This is a genomic window from Streptomyces sp. NPDC007896 (genome assembly GCF_042959425.1).
In the GTDB taxonomy this organism is placed as follows: Bacteria; Actinomycetota; Actinomycetes; order Streptomycetales; family Streptomycetaceae; genus Streptomyces.
On sequence record NZ_JBIBKX010000003.1, the window covers coordinates 526,686 to 546,722 of the forward strand.

Genomic DNA, 20,037 nt, shown 5'->3' on the forward strand with positions numbered 1-20,037 from the left:
CCGCCTCACGCGGTGAGCCCGAAGCCGTCCTGCACCGGTTCGGCGCCGCGGCAGGCCCACGGGGAGCAGCCGTCCACCACCCCGTCCTCCAGCTCCTGAACCTCGGGCGCGTGGTCGCCGAGTTCCTGCTGGCGGGCGGCCCACTCGGCGGCGGTGACATGGTCGATGGGGGCCTGGTCGAGCGGGACGCGGGAGCGGTGCAGGAACGCCTGCCCCAGCAGGGGGTTTCCGGACGCGTTCGCGCGGGCGTTGCCCTGGCGGATCGCCGTGTCGAAGGCGACCACGTCCTGCCATTCCTGCGGACTCGTGTCCCGGATGGTGCGCCACTGCGCGTTGCCGTGAAAGGGACAGCCCAGGCAGGACGATTTCGGCGTGTCCGCCAGACCGATGGACGTGAGATACCGGATGCAGTCCGCGCGCGACCAGTTGAGGTCTATCAGGGGGTGGCGGTTGCGCATGTAACGGACGTCGGCGTCCTTGGCCCGATGGAATTCATCGGTCGAGATACCTACCCACTGCTCGACGAAGACGCTCTTCGGAATGCGTTGCGGATAGGGGTATCCGAGAAGTTCCCGGACCTTCTTCTTGATCGGCTTTATCTTGTATTCCCCGGTGCACTGTCGCCTGGTCATGCCTTGTTTCCCGTCCTCGTTGAGGACGTAGAGAGGCATGGATGCGAACCGGTGGCCGGGGTCGAGAGCGTCGTCTCGGATATTCCCGGAGGTGACACGCAGCACTGGTATTCCGGCGGGATCGGCGATTTCTCGTACGAGGTGGTCGAGGTGCGAGTAGACCGCGCGGGGCTCCCAGCCGGTATCGGCGAAAATGGCGTAGTCGGCCTTCGGGAGAATTCCGTGCGCGGACAGGGCGAGCAGGGTGCTGGATTGGACTCCGGCACCTAGCGAGATGATTTTCAGGGTGGGGGCGGTCATGGAATTCCGTGGGTGAGGGCGTGGTGATGCCGAGCGGGGTGCGGGGGGCGGCGCGTCAGCAGGACCGGCCGGCGGTGGCTTTGGGCAGCGCCGCTGCCGGACGCGTGGTGGTGAATGTGGGGGCCTTCGGCCGGCAGAACGAGGCGGCGAGATCGCGGCAGCCTTCGGGGGTGAGGTGGACCCGCTCGTAGTGGGACCACTCGGGGAACTGCTCGCGGCCCACGAGGCGGCGGGCTTCCAGAGCGCGAACGGTGCTGATGCTCACGCGGAGGTTCTCGTGGCGGACGAAGGGCTTGTCGCGGCTGATCGTCACGTCGCCCCGCGCGACGGCGCGCAGCGCGGCACCCTGGGCGGCGGTGACAGCAGGCGGATGGTGGAGGGGCGGGAAGCCCCGGTAAGAGCGCTCGGTGACGAACAGCTCAGCGGTCGCCAGCGCGTCGTCGGCCCCGAGCGCAGTCAGATGTGTCACGAGGGCGACGCGCCTGCCGGCCTCCCACCAGGCTTGCTGGTCGGTCAGCGTGACCAGGAGCGAGTCGTCGATCCCGACGGGAAGTCCGGCGCCCGTGGCATCAAGGATTTCGGCACCGGCCAGGAGGTGGTCGGCTGCGCCTGTGGCCAGATGGGCCAGCTGACGGACACGCGCGTACACAGAACTGATCGCGGCGCTGCGGTACATCTGCCGCTGGGCGTTGAGGGTGTCCAGGATGTCGAGCGCCTGCCGGGCCAACTGCCCTGCGGATGCGGCCTGTTCGGTGAGGCCGGCTGCGGTGCGGGTGCCGCCCAGCGGGTGCCGTAGGAGTGTGTCGTTGTAGCGGGTGAAGTCGGCGCCGAGGAGCAGGAGTTGTTCGGCGGGGGCGATGGGTGCGGTGTTCGGGGTCAGCCTGGAGCCGTTTCGGTGGGGGTCAGCGGCGGCGTGCGGCGCGGTCGAACTGGGCGAGGGCGTGATCGAGGCGTGGATTCGCCGAGGCTCGGCGGACGGGCGTGATCAGGGCGCTGTTCGCATGCCGCGTGATGATGGGCACGTCGGCGTGGGCCCGCTCCACGGCGAAAGGGGTGGCCAGGGCGTCGAAGAAGTTGCGGACGAGGGCCTCGGGTGTGTCCTGGGTGAACGTGGCCAGCGGCGCGTCTTCGCAGTAGGCGTGCTCGACCCGCCAGGAGATGTCCTCGCCGGGCGTGTGGTGCAGTCGGCAGTACAGGTCGGGTGAGGTGAGGACGTCACCGTCGGCGGACCAGTCGTGCAGCGCGGCGAGTTGGTCCAGGCTCAGGTCCGTGATCGGGATGCGGTCGGCGTGACGGGCATCGCCGAGCAGCTGGGGCAGCGCCTGGGTGACGGCGGCGACGGCCTCCAGGGGCGCGTCCCTGCTGAACATCACTTCCCAGTACGGCTCATGGTGGGCGACGGTGACCCACCGGCCGAGAGGGTGCAGCGGGTTGAAGTCGAGGAACAGACTGGCGTCAGGACTGTCGAACTTGATGTGCCCGGTGTCGGCGTCGTGTTCGTGGCGCCAGCCGAAGAGGTGGATGAGCGGTCCGATCACGTCGGCGATCCGGTCGCCGGCACCGGCCATGTACCGGGGCGAGACCATGACCCGGTCGTCGGGCATGTACGGGTTCACCGGTTTATCCCCTGCCTCACCGCTGACTTGGGCGGCGTTGTGTACGCGCTGTTGTCGAGCGCGGTCAGTCGGGCTACGGCGGTGGCCGTGAGGTCCTGTGTCTTGGTCAAGAGAGGACTGATGCGGCGCAGCGCGTCCGTGCCGGGGGTGTAGGAAACGTCGCGTACGCGTGCGCGGAGGGTTTCGAAGTCCCCTGCGAGGTCGCGGAGTTGGCGGACGAATTCCTTGAGGTCGAGTGGAGGTGTGGAGATGGGGTGGGCTCCTGGGACGGCGGTTCAGTGGCTTCGGGCGGTCGCCTGCGCGGCGGAGGGGCTCGGACGGGGCGTCGCACCGGGCGCGGTACCGGGCGTGGTCAGGGGTAGTCCGATGACGGAGGCGAGGGCGGTGATGCCTGCAGGTGTGAGGCGCACGCGGTCCTGGGCCGGGCCGCCGGCGTAAGCGGCGCGAGCGGAGTTCGGGGTCCGTTCGGCGAGGTCCTTCGCCTCCAGGGCCCTCAGCGTGCTCATGAGGACCTTGGGCTCTCGGGACCGTGTGAAGTCCCGGCCCAGGGAACTGCTGGCCACGACGTGACCGCAGGCGATCTGCGCCAGGGCGGTGCGCTGGGTGGCGGTGAGCCGTTCATCCGGTACAGGGGCGGTCGACAAGTGACGTCGCCTGGTCTCCGCCGCGAGAGCCGCGGCGCAGCCGACCGCGGCTTCGGGAGCCAGCGCGGTCAGTTCACGGGCAGCCTGGATGCCGTAGTCGGCTGACGCGGTGCTGAGGAAGGCGAGCTGCTTCAGCCGCAGCACGGTCTCCGTCAACTCCGTGCTCTCGTAGAGCCGTTCACCATGGATGGCCTTGACGGCGACGCGGGTCTCGGACGCCAGGCGCTGTGCGGACACGACGTGGACCTCCGGCTCAGGCGCGGTCGCCGTGAGCAGGACGATGTCGAGCGAGTCGTTGTGCCGGGTGTAGAGATCGGCGAGGTGGAGCAGCCGCTCGACGGGCGTCAGCGGTGGCGGCACGTCGAACAACAGGGTGTCGGCGGGCGGCGTGCTCATGCGCTGCGCCGTCCGGTCGCAGCGCGCCGCGGTACGGCGGCGGCCGTGCTCGGCGTGGGGGAACGGCGCGGTCCGCCAAGGCAGGCGCGGGCCGCTGCCAGGGCTTGGCCGGCGTCGTCGAGATGGACACGCAGGCGACGGTGAAGGTCGATCGCGTCGAGCTGTCCCTGGAGGGAGGCCGGCGCGGGCCTGGCGAACGAGACGAGCGGGGCGAGGGCCTGCGTGTAGTGGGCGACGGCACGCCCGAGGTGACCGGCCATTAGGCCCAGCACCTCGGCCGAAGGGCGGGCCGGCGCATCGGGATGCGCGGGCGGGAGGCGGTACTCGGAGTCGGCTGCCGTACGGGCGACGAGGTGACACAGCAGGTCGACGTGCCGGATCGCGGTGAACAGGCCATGACCGTCCGGGGTGACGCGGTGATCGCGGATGTCGGCGGCGACGGCGTCCAGTGCCTCGCTCAGCTCCATGTCGTCCAGGTCGACGGTCTCATAGGTGTGAATGGGCGCCTCCGTAGGCGAGTTGAGTCGGGAGTGCCGGGGGGCGACGGTGATCAGTGCGGGACTGCCGCACGGCACGGGATGGGGGACGTCAGTGCCGGGTACGGGGCGAGCTGGCCGTGGCGGGTTCGGGAGGAGTGCTCGGTGGGATGGTGAGCGGCGGGCCTGCGATCACGGTGCCGGAGTCGGCGGCGACGGGGGCGGCGAGAGAGCGGTCGATGAGCTGCTGGTCCTCGTTGCGGGCGGCGGCGGAGGCCAGACGCCGCGAGAGCCGCTGGGCCAGTGCCTGGTAGGTCGTGGCCGCACGGTCCATTTCGACGCAGGCCCGTCGAAGGTGGTTGCGGCTGGTGCTGGGGGTGGGGTCGGCGCCGCTGTACAGCAGGATCTCCGTGCGGCTGCTGATGGCGATGGTGCACAGGGCGGAGGCGAGGGACACCTGTGAACAGGCTTCCGTGAGACGGGCGACGTTCTCCCGGCCGTACGCCATGACGGCGTACTGGCTGGTGGAGAGGTCGTGGAGCTGCCTCGTGCACGTGAGTGCCAGCTCGTGCAGGCGCAGGACGAGGGGCGTGAGCTGATCGATCGGGGCGAGGATCTCCTCCTCCCGGACCCGTTCCGCCTCCGCGGTCAGGGTCTCCAGTGTGGGAGCCACCTGGCCGAGGAGGCGTGTCTGCTCGCCAGGTCGACGATCTGCAATGCGAACTCCAAAAGATGCGAGCCGCCCTCGACGAGCGTGCGGGCGGGTGTTAGGCGGCTGTGCCGTAGTCGCCCTGGCGGGGGGTGTGCTTGGCGATGGCACGGGCGGTGATGGCCTGGGAGGCGCGGGCGGAGGCGGCGGCGAGTTCGTCGGCGCCGGGCTCCGCGTACCAGGGGCGCAGGTCGAGCATCGCGGCGCGCAGGCCGGTGGCGAAACAGAGGGCGGTGCCCTTGGGCAGGGCGCGGATCGCGTCCGCGGGCAGGATCCGCTCCTGCCGCATCGAGACCGAGGTCGACTTCCCCGAGTCGGAGGTGGAGGTCGAGGTGGTTTCCACGTCGTGGTCGCCGATGAGGCGGGAGAGCTTGTCGGCGAAATCGGGGTCGTCGATGCCGGAGCCGATCACCTTGACGGTGGAGGCGGACCACAGGGCGTCCATGCCCGTGTCCCCCCAGACCTTCTGGCCCTGCCGGTAGGACTGCAGGATGGTGATCGGGATGATCCCGCGCGAGCCCAAGTGGCTGTACAGGTCGGGGAGATCACTGATTTTGCAGACGTTGGCGGCCTCGTCGAGGATCGCGAGCATCGGCGGGTCGAGGCGTCCGCCGGCGCGTTCGGCCTGGGCGGTCGCGGCCCGCATCACGGAGTCCGCGCACGCGGCGATCAGCGCCGAGGCTCCGCCTCCGCCGTCCTTCGACAGCAGATACAGGGTGTCGGTGGAGGTGACGAACTGCGTGGGCCGGAACTCCGGGACGTCCTTCTGCGGCGTGATCCAGGCGGCGATCTCGGAGTTGAGGAGGGCCGCGGCGTACTGGCGGGCGGTCTCGTAGATACCGTCGCGGGTTTCGGGCGGGCCTTCGACGGTGCCCTTGAGCTGCGCGGCAACCGCGGTGAAACCGTGGTCGCGCAGGATGTCCAGCGGGGTGCGGTCGGCGGGGAACGCCAGCCACTGCATCACGTCGGTGATCGGGCGTTCGTCGAGCGCGGCGGCGAGAAAAAGCTGGCTGAGGATGTTGGATCCGGCCTTGGACCAGAAATCTCCCTGCTGATTCGCGTCTACCGAGGCGGCGAGGAAGTGGCCGGCCAGTCTTCCGGCGCCGTCGAGGGTTTTGGCGTCGGCGAGCGGGTTCCACCACATCGCGCGTGCGACATGCGCGATCTGCTGCGGGTCCATCGACCACACCTGTCCGACGCGGGCGCGGGCGTCATGGCTGGCGGTGAAGGCGTCCCCGGCGGCCTTGTTGGAGGTCAGCAGGACCGGGCCGGGGGCGTTGAGGATGGAGGGGATCGCGAGGCTGGTGGTCTTCCCGGACCGGGGAGCCATGATCGCGACGGCGACGTCCTCGTATCCCATCCGAACCTCGTGGCGGCTGCCCTGCAAGTTGCCGAGGAGGATGCCGGTATCGCGGGCTTCAACATGCTTGGTGTTCTTCAGGCTCGGGCGCAGGGAGCGGGCCTTGGCGGTGATCGCCTTGGTCATCAGGGGTTCGACGTCCCTGGCCTTGGCCATACCGGTGATCGTCTTACGGCTGCCGCGGTTCTTGTGCCGGGCCCACAGGAGGCCGGCCGTGGCGCCGAGGGCGAGGAGGACGGCGGTCGGGACGATGCGCGCGCCGATCAGGAGGGATGTTTCTCCGGCCTCGGGCCAGAGCTGATCGGGGTGCAGGAGGGCGGCGGCCGGCTGGTAGGGCGCCCAGGTGCCTCCGGTGAGGCGGGCGGTGATGTTGCCGGACAGCCAGGCGAGGTGGGAGAGGGGGACGACGACGGCCAGGACGCCCAGGAGGAGCCGGAAGGCGAGATCGTAGCCGTCGTTGTTGCTGGAGGAAGGGGGCAAGGGCGCGGTGTGTTCCGGTGCGGGGACGGGAGGTCAGCGGCTGCGGCCGGGGCCGGGCGGCTGTCCGGGCGGGGCGCTCGGCGGTGCGGCGGGCGGGGCATGGCGGGTACTGAGTGTGTGGACGCGGTCTTCCAGGGCGAAGGCGACCAGCGCTGCGCGCATGCCGACCTGGGTGCGGGTGACGAGGCGGGGATTGAGCGTCGGCGGGCGCCATGTGTCGACGACGCGCGCGACCGGAGTGGGGTCGGTCAGCGACGCGGTGAACGCGGCGATCAGGCGGGGTGGCGTGTGTTCGCTGAAGTGGGCGTGCCACACGATCCGGGAGCCGTTGACCATGACGGTGGCGAACCAGGCGCTGGCCTCGTCGGCGCGGTGGAGGAACGCGGTGCCGTCCGGCGAAACCAGCCCGTTGCGAATACCGGCGGGGGTCCAGTCGGCCTGCCGCAGTATGTGGTAGGGGTCCGGCGTCGCAGCCGTGTCCGCCGCCGGGTCGGTGAGGGCGTCGGTGACGGCTGCGATGAACTCAACGGGGGTACGGGCTCCGAAACTCGCGTCCCAGGCCGGTGCTGCCGGTTCGGCGGTGTGGTGGAGGGTCCACCACTGGCTGTCGGGGTCGGGCTCCAGGCGCAGCAGCGCTTTCTGGTCGGGGCTGGTGAGACCGACGCTGGGCGTCAGCGGTTCGTGTTCCAGGCTCCAGCCGCAGGCGCGGTGGAGGGGAACGGTGATCCATGTGGGATCGCCGCCGCCGGCCAGGTGGCGCGGCGCGACATAGTCGACCACGATCCTCTCGTCGGGGAACCTGCTCACCTGCGCACCTCGACCGTCCGGCCGGCGGTCGGTGCCGGTGCGGGTGCCGTACGCGGCGGGGGTGCCAGCGGTGAAGGGGCGTGCCGGGCGGCGGAGTTGATGTTGTCGATGATGTGGCCGTGGGTGGCCCAGTCGTCGAGGTAGCTCCAGCATTCGGCGTGGTGCTCGGCGAGGGCGTCGTCGAAGGCCGGTGTGCCGGGCGCGGCGTCGGCGGGGAGTCCGTCGCGGGTGCGTAGCCATTGTTCGTGCAGGGCGTCGAGTTGATCGAGCGCGGTGTGCAGGACGCCGAGCCGGTAGACCCAGTGAGACTGCACCGAGCCGGGCGGCAGGCGGGGCAGCTGTATGCCGGCGGTGGCCAACAGGTGGCGGGCGCCGGCGCCTAGGGTCTCGAACGCGGCGGCGGTGTCGGCGTCGCGCTGGCGTTGGCGCAGTCCGTAGGCGTGGTCGTCGTGGGGCCAGCCGTCGAGGTCGGTGTGCTCGTCGGAGTAGAGGTCCCAGGCGTTGTGGATCTTCTCGCTGTCGCGGAGGAAGACGTCGAGGTGGTGCAGGAGGCCGCGGTGGACGAGATGGTCGAAGGAGATCGGGTGGATCCTTCCGGGGTTAGTGGCGTGGGGCTGGTGCCGGTGGCGGGGTTGGCGACGTCCGGGGGCCCGGCTGCTGGCGGCGTGCGGAGTGGGCCTGAGTGGTTGCTTCAGTCGGCGGCGAGCAGGTATTCGGTCATGTGCCGGGGATCGTCGCCGCCTGCCAGGTGCCGTGGTGTGACCTGGCCCAGCCACCGCGTGTGGTTGTCCTGGTGAACGGTGGGGCCGTTGATGGGGGAGGAGCAGCGTTCGTGGCTCATCGGGCCCGGCCTGACTGCCCGGCGTACGGGCGCGCGCCGGGCGGAGTGCGGGACCGGTTGGCGGCGAAGGAGTGACGCGCCCACGTGGCCGCCCTCGCGGCGGTGATCCTGGCCTGCTGCCACGCGGCGAGCCGGGACGGCAGGACGGACACGGAGGTCGTGCGGATCCTCCGGGAGGGCGGGATGTGGCCGAGGGGACGCATCACCGGCTGCGGGTCTGCGAGTGCCGTGCTGACCGCCTGCACCAGGTGCATCGGCGTGGTCGGAGTGAACGTTGCCTCCCACATTCGGCCGTGTTCGTTGCGGGCCCCGGCCCACCAGTGTGCTTGTCCGGGGCCGGACTGGTGGAAGCGGACGAAGGCGTCGCCGTCGGGACTGCGGGCGGTGAAGTGCCGGCCTTGCTCGGTCTTCCAGCCCTGGTCCAGCAGGGGTTCCCACACGTTGGGGGCGTGCGCCGTGCGTGCGGTGGTCAGGGCGTCGGTGAGACCGGCGACGATTTCGACGGGCGTCTGTCGGCCGAAGGTGGCGTGCCATGCCTCCTGGCGCGCGGTCCTCTTCCCGCGGATGGTCCAGCCGCCGGGCTGTGTGAACGGGTCGTATCCGATGCGCACGGACTTGTCCGGGCTGTCGAAGACGACCGGTCCGCCGGTCTTGGACTTGTCCCTCCACCCGCAGGCACGCAGGTACTCGGTGACATGGCGCAGGTCCCCGCCGCCGGCGAGATAACGCGGCTCGATGAGGTAGTGCTGCTCGGCCTGTTCGTCCCCGGCGCGCGGCGTGCTCCAGCCGGTCCACTGTTTCCTGCTCATCGGTGTCGCCTCACGACCATGGCGGTCGGCACCGGTTTCGAGGCCGTCTTGGGAGGCTTGGCCCCGGTGCCGGCGAGGGCGGCGAGGGCTTCGGTGTGCTCGTCGAGGTCCACGTGGATGTCATGGAGTTCGTTGGCGGCACGGCCTACCGCCAGCCAGACCTCGGGAGGAAGGACGCCCCGCTCGGAGTGGTGCTGGGCGAACCGGGAGCCGGTGACCAGCAGGCCCGTGAACTGATCAAGGACACCGTCTTCGCTGAGGATGGCGACGAGAATGCGGGCGGCCTCGTGTGGCGTGGCATCGGGAAGGTAATTGGTGAGCGCGCCGAGCTGACGGGCGATGTCGGCGGCTAGCCGTACGGGGAAGGGAGACTGCTCAGCCATGGGCCTCCTGGAAGCGGTCGGGTGGGGGTCAGGTGTGGTGGCCGAGGCGCCGGCATTCATCCAGCGCGGACTCGGGGCGGCCGGTGACCAGTGGGTTGGCCCTGTCCCGGGTGCTCAGGACGAAGGCGCGCAGGTATCGGCGGAAGATGGCGGTGACCAGGCGGGGCGGACGCTCAGCGGTGATGGGTGGAGGAGTGCGACGTGGTGCGGGAGATACGGAGGGCTCCTGAGACGAGAGTGACGAGCGGGGTGCGGGGAGGACACGGTCAGGGCATGCGGGTGCGGTGTTCGCGGCGTGCCGGGGGTGGTGGTGCGCCGGCTGGCGGTCTGGAGCGGCGGTGCTGGCGGGCTTCGGTGATCCGCGCTTCGAGGAGCGCTTGTTCGTCGGCGTAGCTGAAGTCGGTCTGGCTGAGGCGGGTGTAGGGCCCGCACCGGTACATCGGTGTTCCGATGGCCATCCGGGGCAGCGGGTCCGGGGAGGCGAGGCTGCGGGTGAGCGCGGAGACGAGCCCGATCGGCGTGTGGGCGGTGAAGGCGGCGGTCCACCATGTGTATCCGTCGACCGTGCAGGCCGCGTGCCACGTGTACGGCGACGGGCTGTCGGCGTCCTCCTGGGTGAAGCGGACCAGGCCGTCTGGTGACACGGCCGTGGGCGCTCCGTCGTCGGCGTCAGCGGTCCAGCCGACGGCGTGCAAGGGGCCGAGGACGTCGGTCATGTGGCGGTTGTCGGGTCGCAGCAGGCTCTCCACGAGCGCGGTGACGTACTCGACGGGGAGGTGAGCGCCGAAGGTTGCCTCCCATACCGGCCCGGCCGGGCCGGTCGCGTGCAGGTGCCAGGTCCAGGCTCCGCGGCGATCGAGGCCAACGTGCAGGCGGCCGTCGGGGCTGGCCAGGAAGGTGTGGTGGTCGATCGTGGACACATTTCGCCAGCCGTGGCCGCGCAGCAGCCACTCGGTCAGGAGTTCCCAGTCGCTGCCGCCGGTGAGGTAGCCGGGGGCCGCCAGGATGTAGGGGACGGTGGGGTGGGGCACAGGAGATCCTGCCAACGGAGGGCTTGGACGGCGTCAGGCACGGCGGGAGCGGCCTGCCCTGGAGGACGTATCGGGCGTTGATACGGGGGCAGTTGGTGTAGCGCGCTGGGAGCGGATCCGGGCGGTGGCACTGCGGTAGGCGACAGGGTCGAAGAGGTAGTCGGGGATGCGGACGATGTATCCGGCCATCAGCAGTGGCGGAACAGCGCGCGTGGCGAGCTGCTTCTTCTGGGCCTCGGAGAGATGGGCGGGGGCCTCGTGCCAGACGTAGGTTGGGCCCGAACAACCGGCGGGTTTCACGGTGTTGCGTTCGAAGCCGAACTGGTCGAGCAGAGCGAGGAGTTCCTCGGGCGCACCGGTGGGTGTGTCGGCGTGGACCGTGTCGGTCAGCTCTCTGATGAAGATCTCGACGTCGGTGCCTTCGTCGTCGGCGCGGTTTCCCATGTATGCCGTGCTCCCCTTCGGGGATGGGGTCAGTGGCTGCGGTGCGGGGCCGTGACCGGCGGAGGCGGAGCCATGGCCGCGGCGGTGCCGAGGGCGGGCCGGACGGCCGGATTGCGCAGGACCACGCCGACGCCGAGCTCGGACAGCCGGTGGCCGGCGGCTCGTACGGACGCGGCCTGGCGCGCGGAGTCGTCCCCGGACAGGACGAAGACGTCGCGTTCGGTGTCGAGGACGAAGCCGTGACCGGTCAGGACCCCGGTGATGTCTTCACAGTCGGGCCGCTCGACGACGAGCGTGCCGCCGGACCAGGTCATCACCACGTGCTCCGGCTCGGCGGCCGAAGACGCCGCGATGCGGAGGGCGTTGGTGCGGACCTGGGCGAGGGCCTTGTCGTACCGGGGCAGCAGGTCGTACCGGATGTCCTCGGCGGCGCTGAACGGATCAGCGGCCACCTCGATGCCGTCGGGCTCGCGGACACCACGGAACGCCTCGGCCGGTGCGTCGGCGGGGGCCACGGCGGCGATCAGGTATCCCTCTCCGGACCCCGGCCGGTCTGCGACGAACAGCCGGGTGCCGTCGTCGCGGGTCAGCACGGCGCAGTGGTCCACGGCGTCCCTGGCGAGGGCGTCGGCGACGTCGTTCAGGTCCCACACACGGTCGGTGAGGGCGTTGTGGCCGGTGGTGCCGCCACGGTTCGGGTGATACGTGCTGGTCCAGGCGCCGGGCAGTTCGCCGGAGAGGACGGCAGCGAACGAGCCGAGAGCGAGGTCGGGGGCGGGGTCGTGCATGGTCTCCTCAAAAGGAAGTAGGAGGTGGGAATCAGCGCGGCTGGTTGCCCGAGGCTGGTGCCGCAGTTGCGATGACGGGGCTGGTGGCCATCCGGGTCGAGAGCGGCGCCGGTCCTACGGCGGTGGGCAGGGCGCGGGCGGTGGCGAGGAGGTCCTCCTGAATGCCGTGCAAGCGGCGGGCGATCAGCTCCAGTTGGTGTCCGGCGGCCGGCCCGTAAGCATGCGGAAGACGGTCGAGACGGTGGGCCGTGTGCTCGACAAGGCCGCGCACGGTCGCGAGCGGACCGGTGTTCTCGTCGGCGAGCCGCCCGAGCAGATCGGCGAGTTGGGCGGTGGCGTCCGCAACGCCGGGCGAGGCACCGTTGGCCGGAGCGGCGGCGCGCTGCGCGAACCGGGCGGTCTGCCTGGAATCCGGGCCGCCGCCCTGGGGAGAACGGAGGTCCAGCTCGGTCTCGATGCGCCGGCCCTCGGCTGCCAGGAGCGCCAGCAGCCGGTAGTGCTGCGCGGTCCAGGTGCCGTCCGGGCGGATGAGGTTGGCGAGCAGGTCGAGGCGGCCGGGCTGCGCCTGGACGGCGATCCAGCGGCAGCCGTGGTCGTCCCCCGGTCGCCGGATGCCCGCGACGCGGGCGATCCGGTGGGCGATCTCGGACCACTCGGGGCCGGTGAGCACGCGGTCGCTGGGATGCCGGCGCACATCCGCGTGCCAGATGGAGCGGATGTCGTCCGGCGCACTGGCCGCGTCGGGGTGCTGCCAGGCGGAGGCGTCCAGGTGCTCGGCCCACTCGGCGGACGTCCAGGTCTTCTGCTCGTCGTCAGGCGTGCAGTAGTCCAGCCCCGGCCAGTGGGCGACCACGGTGTATTCGGTCAGCCCCTCAAGGTTGCTGACCGGCCGGCCGAGGGCCTCGGTGAGCGGCTCGGCGGGCGTGAAGTGGCGTGGATGGATACGGATGATCATTGCGGGTTGGGCTTCCGGCGCTGATGGGTGAGGTGGGTCAGGTCGTACGCGGCGGTGATCAGGGTGTGCTCGCGCACCAGGTCGGCGTGGACGGCCAGATGGCCCGGTGGCAGACGTTCCAGGGCGCGCTCGACGGCCGCGTGAGCCTGGGGGTAGCGCCCCAGCGCGCGCAGCGCCGACGCCTTGCGGAACTGCGCGATCGGATCACCGTCGCCGCCGTCGGGCAGCCGGTCCACGAGAGCCAGGAGGGTGTCCGCGCGGCCGGGAAGCAGGCCGCCCAGCCACACCCCGTGCAGCAGGACGTGCAGCGTCTTGGTGTGATCCGCCGCGGTGGCGAGGACCTGCTCCATCACGGCCAGACCGTCCGAGCGGGACTGGCCCAGGCGCGCGAAGGCGTACAGCGCCCAGCTGTACGGGTCCGCGTTCAGCACGCTCAACGGCACCTGGTTCAGGAGGGATTCGATGGAGCGGCACCGCAAGTCGTAGCGCAGGGCGCCCAGATAAAGGTGCCGGTACGTCCGCGAGACGACCGGGCCCGGTCCGGGGCCAGGGTCGGTGACGTCCCCGGGGGCGAGCAGCACCAGTGCACTGTTCCCGGCGGCGCGGGCCTGCCAGGCGACCTCGGCGCACACCTCGGCCGACTCCTGCCACGTCGCGTCCAGATCACGCAGGTCCTCGGCCAGCCGTACCGGCCACTGGGTCCCGGCGACCGTCTCGATGGCGATCGACGCCGCGCGGGCCATCGCCGCTGTGCGCTCCGAGCCGACGGTGCGGGTCATCGCCCGCCTCGGGCGTCGGCGACGTGCACCACCTGGTTAAGAGGGGTGAGCGAGTACCAGCCGCAGTCGACGTCCCCCAAAGTGCCGGCCAGGCGCGGGAGGAGATACATGCGCAGCGCCTGCTGGTAGATGAGGCAGTCCGGGCAGCGGCGGGAGAGGTGGACGAGGTAGCGCGGGTGAGCGGTGACGTAGGTGCGCGCGCCGCCGTCCGGGTCGTACAGCCGCCACCCGTCCTCGTCGGTCGGCGTGTGCCACGAGGGCGTGACGACCTTGTAGGTGTCCCCCCACAGATTGCTGCCGGAGGTGCCCTTGAGGATGACGACCTGGTCGCCGGGCCGGAAGTGCTGGTGATTGATGTCCCGTTCGGGGGTGACGATGTCGCCGGGGGCATGCGGTGGACGGGAGACGGCGTCGGGCACAGCAGGGTGTTCCTTCCACGAGCAGGCGCAGGGGAGGCGGTGGGAGGAACAAGACTCCGGAGAATCCCCGGTTTCGGTAACCGGGGATCGTCGGGTATAAGAACCCGTGTCTAGCGGAACGGATTCTCGGTTCCGACGTCGCCACTGGTGGCGGCGTCGAGGAGTTCGGGCAGGTCAGTGCCCTCGGCGGCACGCTGATCGAGCCACCACCCGGCGCGGGTGAGGGTGCGGATCGTGTCCTCCAGGACCGCCCAGTCCCCCTCGTCCCAGCTGCCCTCGGTCACCAGCGCGCTGTACGCGGCGGTGACGAGCTGGTGGCGGGAGCGTTCGGCCCAGGCGAGGGCCTTCTCGGGTCCTTCGAGCGGCGGCATGTCGAACTGCTCGGCCCACTCGGCGGCGGCCTGCTGCTCCTCGGCGCGCTTCGCGGCAAGCCACTCCGCCTTGCCAGCGCCGTCCTCGTCACGGGCGGCCTTCCAGTAGGCAGAGCAGTCGCGTTCTTCCAGCCAGCGGGCGAACGAGGCACGCCGGTCGGCGGGACGGTTGGAAAGATCATGCGGGACTTCGTGTCCACAGCGGTGGACGACGGTCCAGGTCTTACGGACGGACATGTACGGGGGAATCTCCTTGTGACGGGGTGACGGGGTGACGGTGTGGGGCGCCGGTGGATTCAGGCGGTGCGGGGACGCTTCCGCCTTCTGCGTCGTCTCAGCGTGTCCTGCGGATGGCGTCTGTGGCCGCCTTGGCGATGGCGACGGGAGCGCTGGAGGGTTGGGTCAGGTGCAGCAAGGTGGTCCCCGGCAAGTGGCGGGACTTCGCGGTGAGGGTGAGCTGGAGTACGGCGCAGCCGGCGGTCGTGAGCTGCTTGACGCGGGTGACGGCTTGAGCGGTTTCGTCGGGGGTGTAGATGGCGTCGGTGACGATCACGAGGAGGCGGCCGGCGCCGGGGCGGCTGAGTTCGAGGCCGTGGTCGAGTGCGTCCAGGGCGTTGGCGAGGTTGTGACTGCTGCCGTTGGCACCGAACGTTGTCACGCGCTCTGGTGCTCGGTGGGTGGGTCGGGTCAGTGCGGTCAGATGCGTGTCGTAGGCGATGGTGGCGGTTAGGGAGTCGGGGTCGGTCAGGGCTGCTGCGCGTGCCACGATCCAGGCAGCGGATGCGACGGGTGCGCAGGCGGCACGCATGGAGCCGGAGACGTCGACCGCGATCCCCACACGCAGGGGTGGGGTGGGGGAGTTGCGGCGGCGGGTGTGGGTGAACGGTTCCGCGGTGGGGACCGACCCGGCTGCGCGCTGAGCGTCGCGGGCGAGGGCCGCGCGCATGTTGAGGCGGCCGGGCGGGGTGGGGCTGGTGGTCCGCTCCTCGGTCCGCTCGCGGTAGGCCGCGACCCGGAGCGCGCGGCTCAGGCGCGCGGCGGCGCTCTGTTCAGCGGCGGTAGGCCGGCGGGTGCCGGTGACGGGGTTGCTGTAGGGCGCCGGTGTGCCGTCGGGGGTGACGGTGGCGCCGCCGGAGTTGAAGACGGACCTCGCGGTGGCGGCGGCCTGGCGTCGCCGACTGGCCTGCTGGGCGCGGTCGTTGGCCTGCGCTTTGGACTGCGCGGTCATGGCGTTGGTCGCTGCGGCCTGTGCCGCGAGGTCGGCGGCGTCGGTGGCTGTCGTGCTGTCCATGACGACCCCCACGGCGCCGGACAGCAGGTCGGTGAGGTTCTCCGGCATGGGCAGGGCGGGGGCTGCGGTGTCCAGAGCGTCGCACCATTCTTTCGCGTGCGCGAGCATGGTCGTGGCGTCGTGGTCGGCGCACTGGTGGGCTGCGGTCCAGATGCGGGTGAGTGTGGCCAGCAGGTTTGCGCCCAGCACCTTTTCGCACAGATCGGCGACGGCCCGGGTCTCGCCGGCGTCCAGGATGCCGACGTCACGGCGGCCGAGGACGAGGGCCGCCACGGCGGCGGCGTGCTCGATGCCCTTCAGGGTGGGGTGGGCGGTGTCGGGCATGACCAGGGTTCGGGCACTGGTGCGCAGGTACGTGCGGTCCGTGGGCCGCCGGTTCAGGTGTGCGCCTTCGACGCGGCTCTCCTCCAGCAGGAGCGCGGCCTCGACGACACGGGGGTTCGCTCCGGCAGGTGCCGTCCAGATGGAGTGGGCCGCGTGCGCGGCCTCGTGGACGAACACTCCCCAGGCGGCGGGATACCGCTCCTCGTCGCCCACGATCCGCGGATGGATTTCGTGGGGCTTAAGCGGGGCGAACAGGTCGGCGTCGAACTCGACCTCGCCCAGAGTGGGGAAGAACGCGGCCGGTGCGCCGCTGCGCGTGCCGGGGCGGCAGGTGACGAGGAGGTCTGGGCGGCCGGAGAGGGCGACCAGCCGATCGCCGAGTTCGGCTCCCACGCGCAGCCACAAGTGCGGGGAGGAACGGGGTTGCGCGGGCGGGGCGCCGTCGTCGTCCCATCGCGCGAGGTCGGCGTCGTCGTCCGGCGTGGTGGCGGGGGACTGGACGTGGTGGTGGGCGCTCATCGCGAGCGGCCCCGGTGTGCGGAGCCGGTGCTGCCCGGGGGCTGCCGGACGGCCGAGGCGGAGAGCTGCTTGCCGAGGGTGAGGGGGGCGACCTCCTTGACGCCGGCAGCCTTGATGACGGCAGCGGCGACGGCGTCGCGATCCTCCAGAGGGGCGATGCCGACCAGGTTCGCGAGCGCGGCTTTGGTGCCGAGGACGGCCTCGGTCTTCTGGTAGCTGAGCAGCTCTCGTAGTTGGGGGGCCCAGCCCAGTTCGCCTAGTTCGACTTGGCGGGAGAGGTGTCGGGCGACCCGGACCACCCGGGCATCGATCCTCAGCGCCAGGGCGAGGTCATAGTCCGTGCCGATCTGGATCTGTACGCTGAACCGGCTCGCGAGCGCCTCCGTCAACACCGCGCCGTGGACGCCGGGATTGTGGCCCGCCACCACGTAGAAGCCCGGCTCGGCCTTGATGGTCTCGCCCTTGTGGGCCTTGACCTGGATCTGCCTGCGTCCGTCCATCGCGGGATACAGCGCTGCCAGGACCTTCGGTGAGATCAAGGTGGCATCGTCGATCAGCAGGGCGCGGCCCTCGGTCATCGCGGTGACCAGCGGACCGTACTGGAAGATGTAGGCTCCCGCGTCGTCCTGTGTGTACTCGCCGATCAAGTCGCCGACCGTGGTGTCGCCGTCACCGGCGACGGTGAGCAGGTCCTCGAACGCCGCCTCGACCAGACTCGTCTTGCCGGTGCCCGGAGGGCCGTAGAGCAGCACCGGCACGTCGGCGTCGCGCAAGCGATTCAACGCCTCGACGTCGGGCAGATCGGCCAGCTCCCGGGGGTGGTAGAGCTGGCCCCCTGCGCGGCGGATCGGGCCGGTCTGCCTGGGTGTGGCTGCTGCGGGAATGGTCGTGCGGGCCGTGGCCGCCTGGGCGGCGCGGGGAGAGTGGGTGCCCGGTGGGCTGATCACAGCGGTCTGCGCGGCTGCGGCGGTTTTCGCGTTCGCGCGGAACTCCGGCTGTCTGGTTCCACTTTGGTCGGCCTCGCCGCGTCGCACCAGGGTGAGGGCGGCGTTGCGGACGGCGCCGTGGGAGTGGCCCAGCTGCCTGGCCATGTCCCCGATGGTGAGCGTGTCCGCCGGCCGGTCGGCCAGCAGGCGGGCCACCTTGGCCCGTAGTTCGCCGCCCTTGGTGCGCGCTGGACTGGTAGGCGTTTGGGGTGTGGTCAAAGCGAGGCCCCTTCAACAGGTGCGGGTGCGGGCGGGGTTGGCGATGCGCTGGAGAGGCTGGCCGCTCTCGGAGCGGATCACGGACTGTGCCGACATCGGCGACCGGGCCAACCGGGGCGTACCGTCGGCGCTCACCGGCCGACCGGGGGCTCGGTCCAGGTGCACGGGATGGCCGGCGACGAGCAGCTCGCCGGCTGGCGAGCAGGCCCGTGCGTCCGCTCCGTACCGGGTTCCGTCGCTCGGCAGGCGCAGCCTGGCGTCTCTTCGAAGCCGGCCTGGAGCAGGATCCGCCGGGCGGCGGCGTTGTAGCCGGTGGTGGTGATCTCGCCGGTGATGGTGTGCCGGATCGTCATGAACGGCTCTGCTGGTGCTTCGGGCAAGGCGGATCTCCTATCGGTGGTGGCGGGAAAGCGGTGGGGTGTTGGGCGAAGGCGAGGTGGGCCCGGAGCTTCCAGCACATCAACGGTGCGTGGCTGGACCCACGAACGATGGGCAATGACTGCCGACATGCTCCAGGGCGGGCCTCACCGCCCCGCAGCTACCTGACTCGCCCTTCCGCACGTTCCGATAGCCGGGTGTGCCAACAACGGTCGTAGAACTCCAGGTAGTTGAGGGAAACAGGGACGGTGCGCGGACTCTGTCGGACGTGGCGGACGGCGCAAGGCCCGGCACAGGTGGGATAGGGGCGGCGGCCAGACCTCCCCGGATGAACGGCACGAGAACGCATGGACTGTGACCTGCGCCACGTCGTGGACGGGGTGTGGAGACGAATGCGGGGGTGCCCGGATCGGTGATTGTCTCTTAAGGCTCACGGGGAAACCCAGGGTGACCTGCGGCTCCGGTCTAAAGCTAGTATCTATTTCGCCGTTGGGGGCGGCGGGCGGCCCATTCACTAATTTACTCAATCGCCAGCGGTGCGGTTAGGGCACGCGTGTCCGGCGGCGAGTCGGTCACCCCTCGGGATGGTAAGTTGATCCCTGGAAAAGCCCTTTTCCGGGCCGGAATCGGAAGGGGGTGATAGACGTGACCCTGGACAACGAAGAGCCAGCCGAGAGGTCGAGGCTCCGACGCCGCGTGCGCCGGATTCGACGCTTGAGGGTTGTGCTCCTCTGGGCGCAACTCGGGCTGATCGCTGTGCGCTTGGCGCAAGTGTTCAAGTCCTGGCTGTTGTAACCAGGGGTGTCCACGTAGGAGTCCGCGTGCGGCGGACCCCTACGTGGCATCCACGTCAACCCTGGCGGGGTCTGTACTGGTTGGAGTCCGGGCAGGCCCCGCCGTCATTGTGGATGACGCTTAAGACTCTACCACTGAAGTGATTTCGCGAGAGCGAAAATATGGCTCGGCATTTTCTGCCGCATCACCGAAATGGCTGCTGCAATATTGTGTGGGTGTCCCGAAATTTAAGCTTCGCAGGGTTTCAAATGCTGTGGGGCGAGCTGGACTTTTCGCCCCGGTCACCCAAATGCGTGACGGACAATTTTTTGGTGCTGGCATTTCGTGTGATGCTGCGTCGCCCGAGCCGGAGCGTGCTGCGGCGAGGGCGAGGTCTCGGATGTCCGCAGGTCTGGCTGGCGGCTGGGCGGCCGGGGCGGGGTGTGGAGCCTGGCTCGGCCGTGGAACGGTGGTCACCCATTGGGGTGACGGTCATTCAATTCTGCCCAGGCCGCAGGGGTTCCGTCCCTCACCGGCTGAAAACGGTTGCATCCGAGGCCGGGGGCAATGCGCCACGGTGGTCTCTGCGCGGTGGTGCATACCGTGCGCTGAGGGTTCAGCGCACGGACCGTCGTGGAGCGATGGGCGCCGGCTGGGCTGTCATCGTCGTGCGGTGTGGCGCCGCCGGTGCGGCGGGAGCAGACGGCGACGAGTTGCGCAGGCCGGGGTCGAGGTCGACGGTGTAGCGGGCGGCGGTGAGCATCTCGGCCGCCCAGGTGGCGTGTTCGTTCTCCCACCGGCGGCCCAGGTCGAACGGCAGGCGGATCCAGACGCCGCGCAGCATGGGAGAGATATCGAATCTGGCACGGGCCAGGACGCTCGCGGCGAAGGCGTCGACCGGACCGTCGACTTCGACCTTGCCGCCCGGGCCGCGGGTGATGCGGATCGCTGCGTCGCTCATCGGCCCCGCCCTCCTCCGGCTGTCCGGGCTCGGCTGCCCACGGCAACGGCGGCGGTCTGCGGCATGACCTCGGGGAGGGACGTGGCCGGGGTGGCGGGGCTCTGCGGGGAGCGGGTGGCCGCGGCCTGCGCGATGCGGGCGCGGCCCTCCAACAGGCCGTTGTTCACGCTCGGTTGGGGCGAGCCCGGTGTTCGGGTGGGAGTGAGGGTGGCGGCGGTGTGCACCTGGTAGCCGAGGCGGCGCAGATCCTGCGCGGCCTGGCGGGTGCGGCGCGGGCCGTCGTGGTGCGGATGGGTGAGACGGTAGCGGCCCGAGGCACCGGGGATGGGCTCGAACTGCTCGCGG

Annotated in this window: 22 protein-coding genes; all 22 read right to left on the reverse strand. The window is 70.6% G+C overall.

The window, feature by feature from the left end; genetic code table 11:
• Window positions 1–5 precede the first annotated feature (5 nt).
• A complete protein-coding gene (locus ACFZDJ_RS13685; protein ID WP_391059161.1) occupies window positions 6–875 on the reverse strand; it encodes a hypothetical protein in 870 nt (289 codons plus the stop codon).
• Between the two features lie 112 nt (window positions 876–987).
• Window positions 988–1,659: a hypothetical protein gene (locus tag ACFZDJ_RS13690; RefSeq protein ID WP_391058733.1), complete on the reverse strand. Its 672-nt coding sequence runs from the start codon at window positions 1,657–1,659 to the stop codon at window positions 988–990.
• A 175-nt stretch (window positions 1,660–1,834) separates the two neighbouring features.
• Window positions 1,835–2,548, reverse strand: a complete 714-nt coding sequence (locus tag ACFZDJ_RS13695) for a DUF317 domain-containing protein (RefSeq protein ID WP_391058736.1) — start codon at window positions 2,546–2,548, stop codon at window positions 1,835–1,837.
• 275 nt (window positions 2,549–2,823) lie between these two features.
• Window positions 2,824–3,588, reverse strand: coding sequence for a hypothetical protein (locus tag ACFZDJ_RS13700; RefSeq protein WP_391058739.1), 765 nt, complete (start codon window positions 3,586–3,588; stop codon window positions 2,824–2,826).
• A complete protein-coding gene (locus tag ACFZDJ_RS13705; RefSeq protein WP_391058742.1) occupies window positions 3,585–4,163 on the reverse strand; it encodes a hypothetical protein in 579 nt (192 codons plus the stop codon). The genes ACFZDJ_RS13700 and ACFZDJ_RS13705 overlap by 4 nt, the downstream gene beginning before the upstream one ends.
• A 13-nt stretch (window positions 4,164–4,176) precedes the next feature.
• Window positions 4,177–4,737 (reverse strand): hypothetical protein, encoded by a 561-nt coding sequence (locus ACFZDJ_RS13710; protein ID WP_391058746.1) that lies wholly within the window; start codon window positions 4,735–4,737, stop codon window positions 4,177–4,179.
• A 94-nt stretch (window positions 4,738–4,831) separates the two neighbouring features.
• Entirely contained in the window at window positions 4,832–6,613 is a 1,782-nt protein-coding gene (locus tag ACFZDJ_RS13715) for a TraM recognition domain-containing protein (RefSeq protein ID WP_391058749.1), read from the reverse strand.
• A gap of 33 nt (window positions 6,614–6,646) precedes the next feature.
• Window positions 6,647–7,420, reverse strand: coding sequence for a DUF317 domain-containing protein (locus tag ACFZDJ_RS13720; RefSeq protein ID WP_391058752.1), 774 nt, complete (start codon window positions 7,418–7,420; stop codon window positions 6,647–6,649).
• A complete protein-coding gene (locus tag ACFZDJ_RS13725) occupies window positions 7,417–8,196 on the reverse strand; it encodes a hypothetical protein (RefSeq protein WP_391058754.1) in 780 nt (259 codons plus the stop codon). The genes ACFZDJ_RS13720 and ACFZDJ_RS13725 overlap by 4 nt, the downstream gene beginning before the upstream one ends.
• Window positions 8,197–8,257: 61 nt before the next feature.
• Window positions 8,258–9,070 (reverse strand): DUF317 domain-containing protein, encoded by an 813-nt coding sequence (locus ACFZDJ_RS13730; protein WP_391058757.1) that lies wholly within the window; start codon window positions 9,068–9,070, stop codon window positions 8,258–8,260.
• The gene (locus ACFZDJ_RS13735) at window positions 9,067–9,453 is read right to left on the reverse strand and encodes a hypothetical protein (RefSeq protein ID WP_391058760.1); all 387 of its coding nucleotides are present in this window, start codon (window positions 9,451–9,453) and stop codon (window positions 9,067–9,069) included. Before ACFZDJ_RS13735 ends, ACFZDJ_RS13730 begins: the two co-directional genes overlap by 4 nt.
• Before the next feature lie 266 nt (window positions 9,454–9,719).
• Entirely contained in the window at window positions 9,720–10,484 is a 765-nt protein-coding gene (locus tag ACFZDJ_RS13740; RefSeq protein WP_391058763.1) for a DUF317 domain-containing protein, read from the reverse strand.
• Window positions 10,485–10,517: 33 nt separating this feature from the next.
• Window positions 10,518–10,928, reverse strand: coding sequence for a hypothetical protein (locus tag ACFZDJ_RS13745; protein WP_391058766.1), 411 nt, complete (start codon window positions 10,926–10,928; stop codon window positions 10,518–10,520).
• 29 nt (window positions 10,929–10,957) lie between these two features.
• Window positions 10,958–11,716, reverse strand: coding sequence for a hypothetical protein (locus tag ACFZDJ_RS13750; RefSeq protein WP_391058769.1), 759 nt, complete (start codon window positions 11,714–11,716; stop codon window positions 10,958–10,960).
• Between the two features lie 31 nt (window positions 11,717–11,747).
• Window positions 11,748–12,671, reverse strand: coding sequence for a hypothetical protein (locus ACFZDJ_RS13755; protein WP_391058771.1), 924 nt, complete (start codon window positions 12,669–12,671; stop codon window positions 11,748–11,750).
• Window positions 12,668–13,450 carry a hypothetical protein gene (locus tag ACFZDJ_RS13760; protein ID WP_391058774.1) on the reverse strand — a complete coding sequence of 261 codons (783 nt, stop codon included), beginning with the start codon at window positions 13,448–13,450 and terminating at the stop codon, window positions 12,668–12,670. The genes ACFZDJ_RS13755 and ACFZDJ_RS13760 overlap by 4 nt, the downstream gene beginning before the upstream one ends.
• Window positions 13,447–13,869 carry a hypothetical protein gene (locus tag ACFZDJ_RS13765; protein WP_391058777.1) on the reverse strand — a complete coding sequence of 141 codons (423 nt, stop codon included), beginning with the start codon at window positions 13,867–13,869 and terminating at the stop codon, window positions 13,447–13,449. The genes ACFZDJ_RS13760 and ACFZDJ_RS13765 overlap by 4 nt, the downstream gene beginning before the upstream one ends.
• Window positions 13,870–13,979: 110 nt before the next feature.
• Window positions 13,980–14,477, reverse strand: coding sequence for a hypothetical protein (locus ACFZDJ_RS13770; protein WP_391058779.1), 498 nt, complete (start codon window positions 14,475–14,477; stop codon window positions 13,980–13,982).
• Between the two features lie 97 nt (window positions 14,478–14,574).
• Window positions 14,575–16,374, reverse strand: coding sequence for a hypothetical protein (locus ACFZDJ_RS13775; protein WP_391058781.1), 1,800 nt, complete (start codon window positions 16,372–16,374; stop codon window positions 14,575–14,577).
• Complete coding sequence (locus tag ACFZDJ_RS13780; RefSeq protein ID WP_391059164.1) at window positions 16,371–17,516, reverse strand: AAA family ATPase; 1,146 nt, start codon at window positions 17,514–17,516, stop codon at window positions 16,371–16,373. The genes ACFZDJ_RS13775 and ACFZDJ_RS13780 overlap by 4 nt, the downstream gene beginning before the upstream one ends.
• Window positions 17,517–17,710: 194 nt before the next feature.
• Window positions 17,711–17,932, reverse strand: coding sequence for a hypothetical protein (locus ACFZDJ_RS13785; RefSeq protein ID WP_391059167.1), 222 nt, complete (start codon window positions 17,930–17,932; stop codon window positions 17,711–17,713).
• Window positions 17,933–19,347: 1,415 nt separating this feature from the next.
• Entirely contained in the window at window positions 19,348–19,692 is a 345-nt protein-coding gene (locus ACFZDJ_RS13790) for a hypothetical protein (protein WP_391058784.1), read from the reverse strand.
• Window positions 19,693–20,037 lie beyond the last annotated feature (345 nt).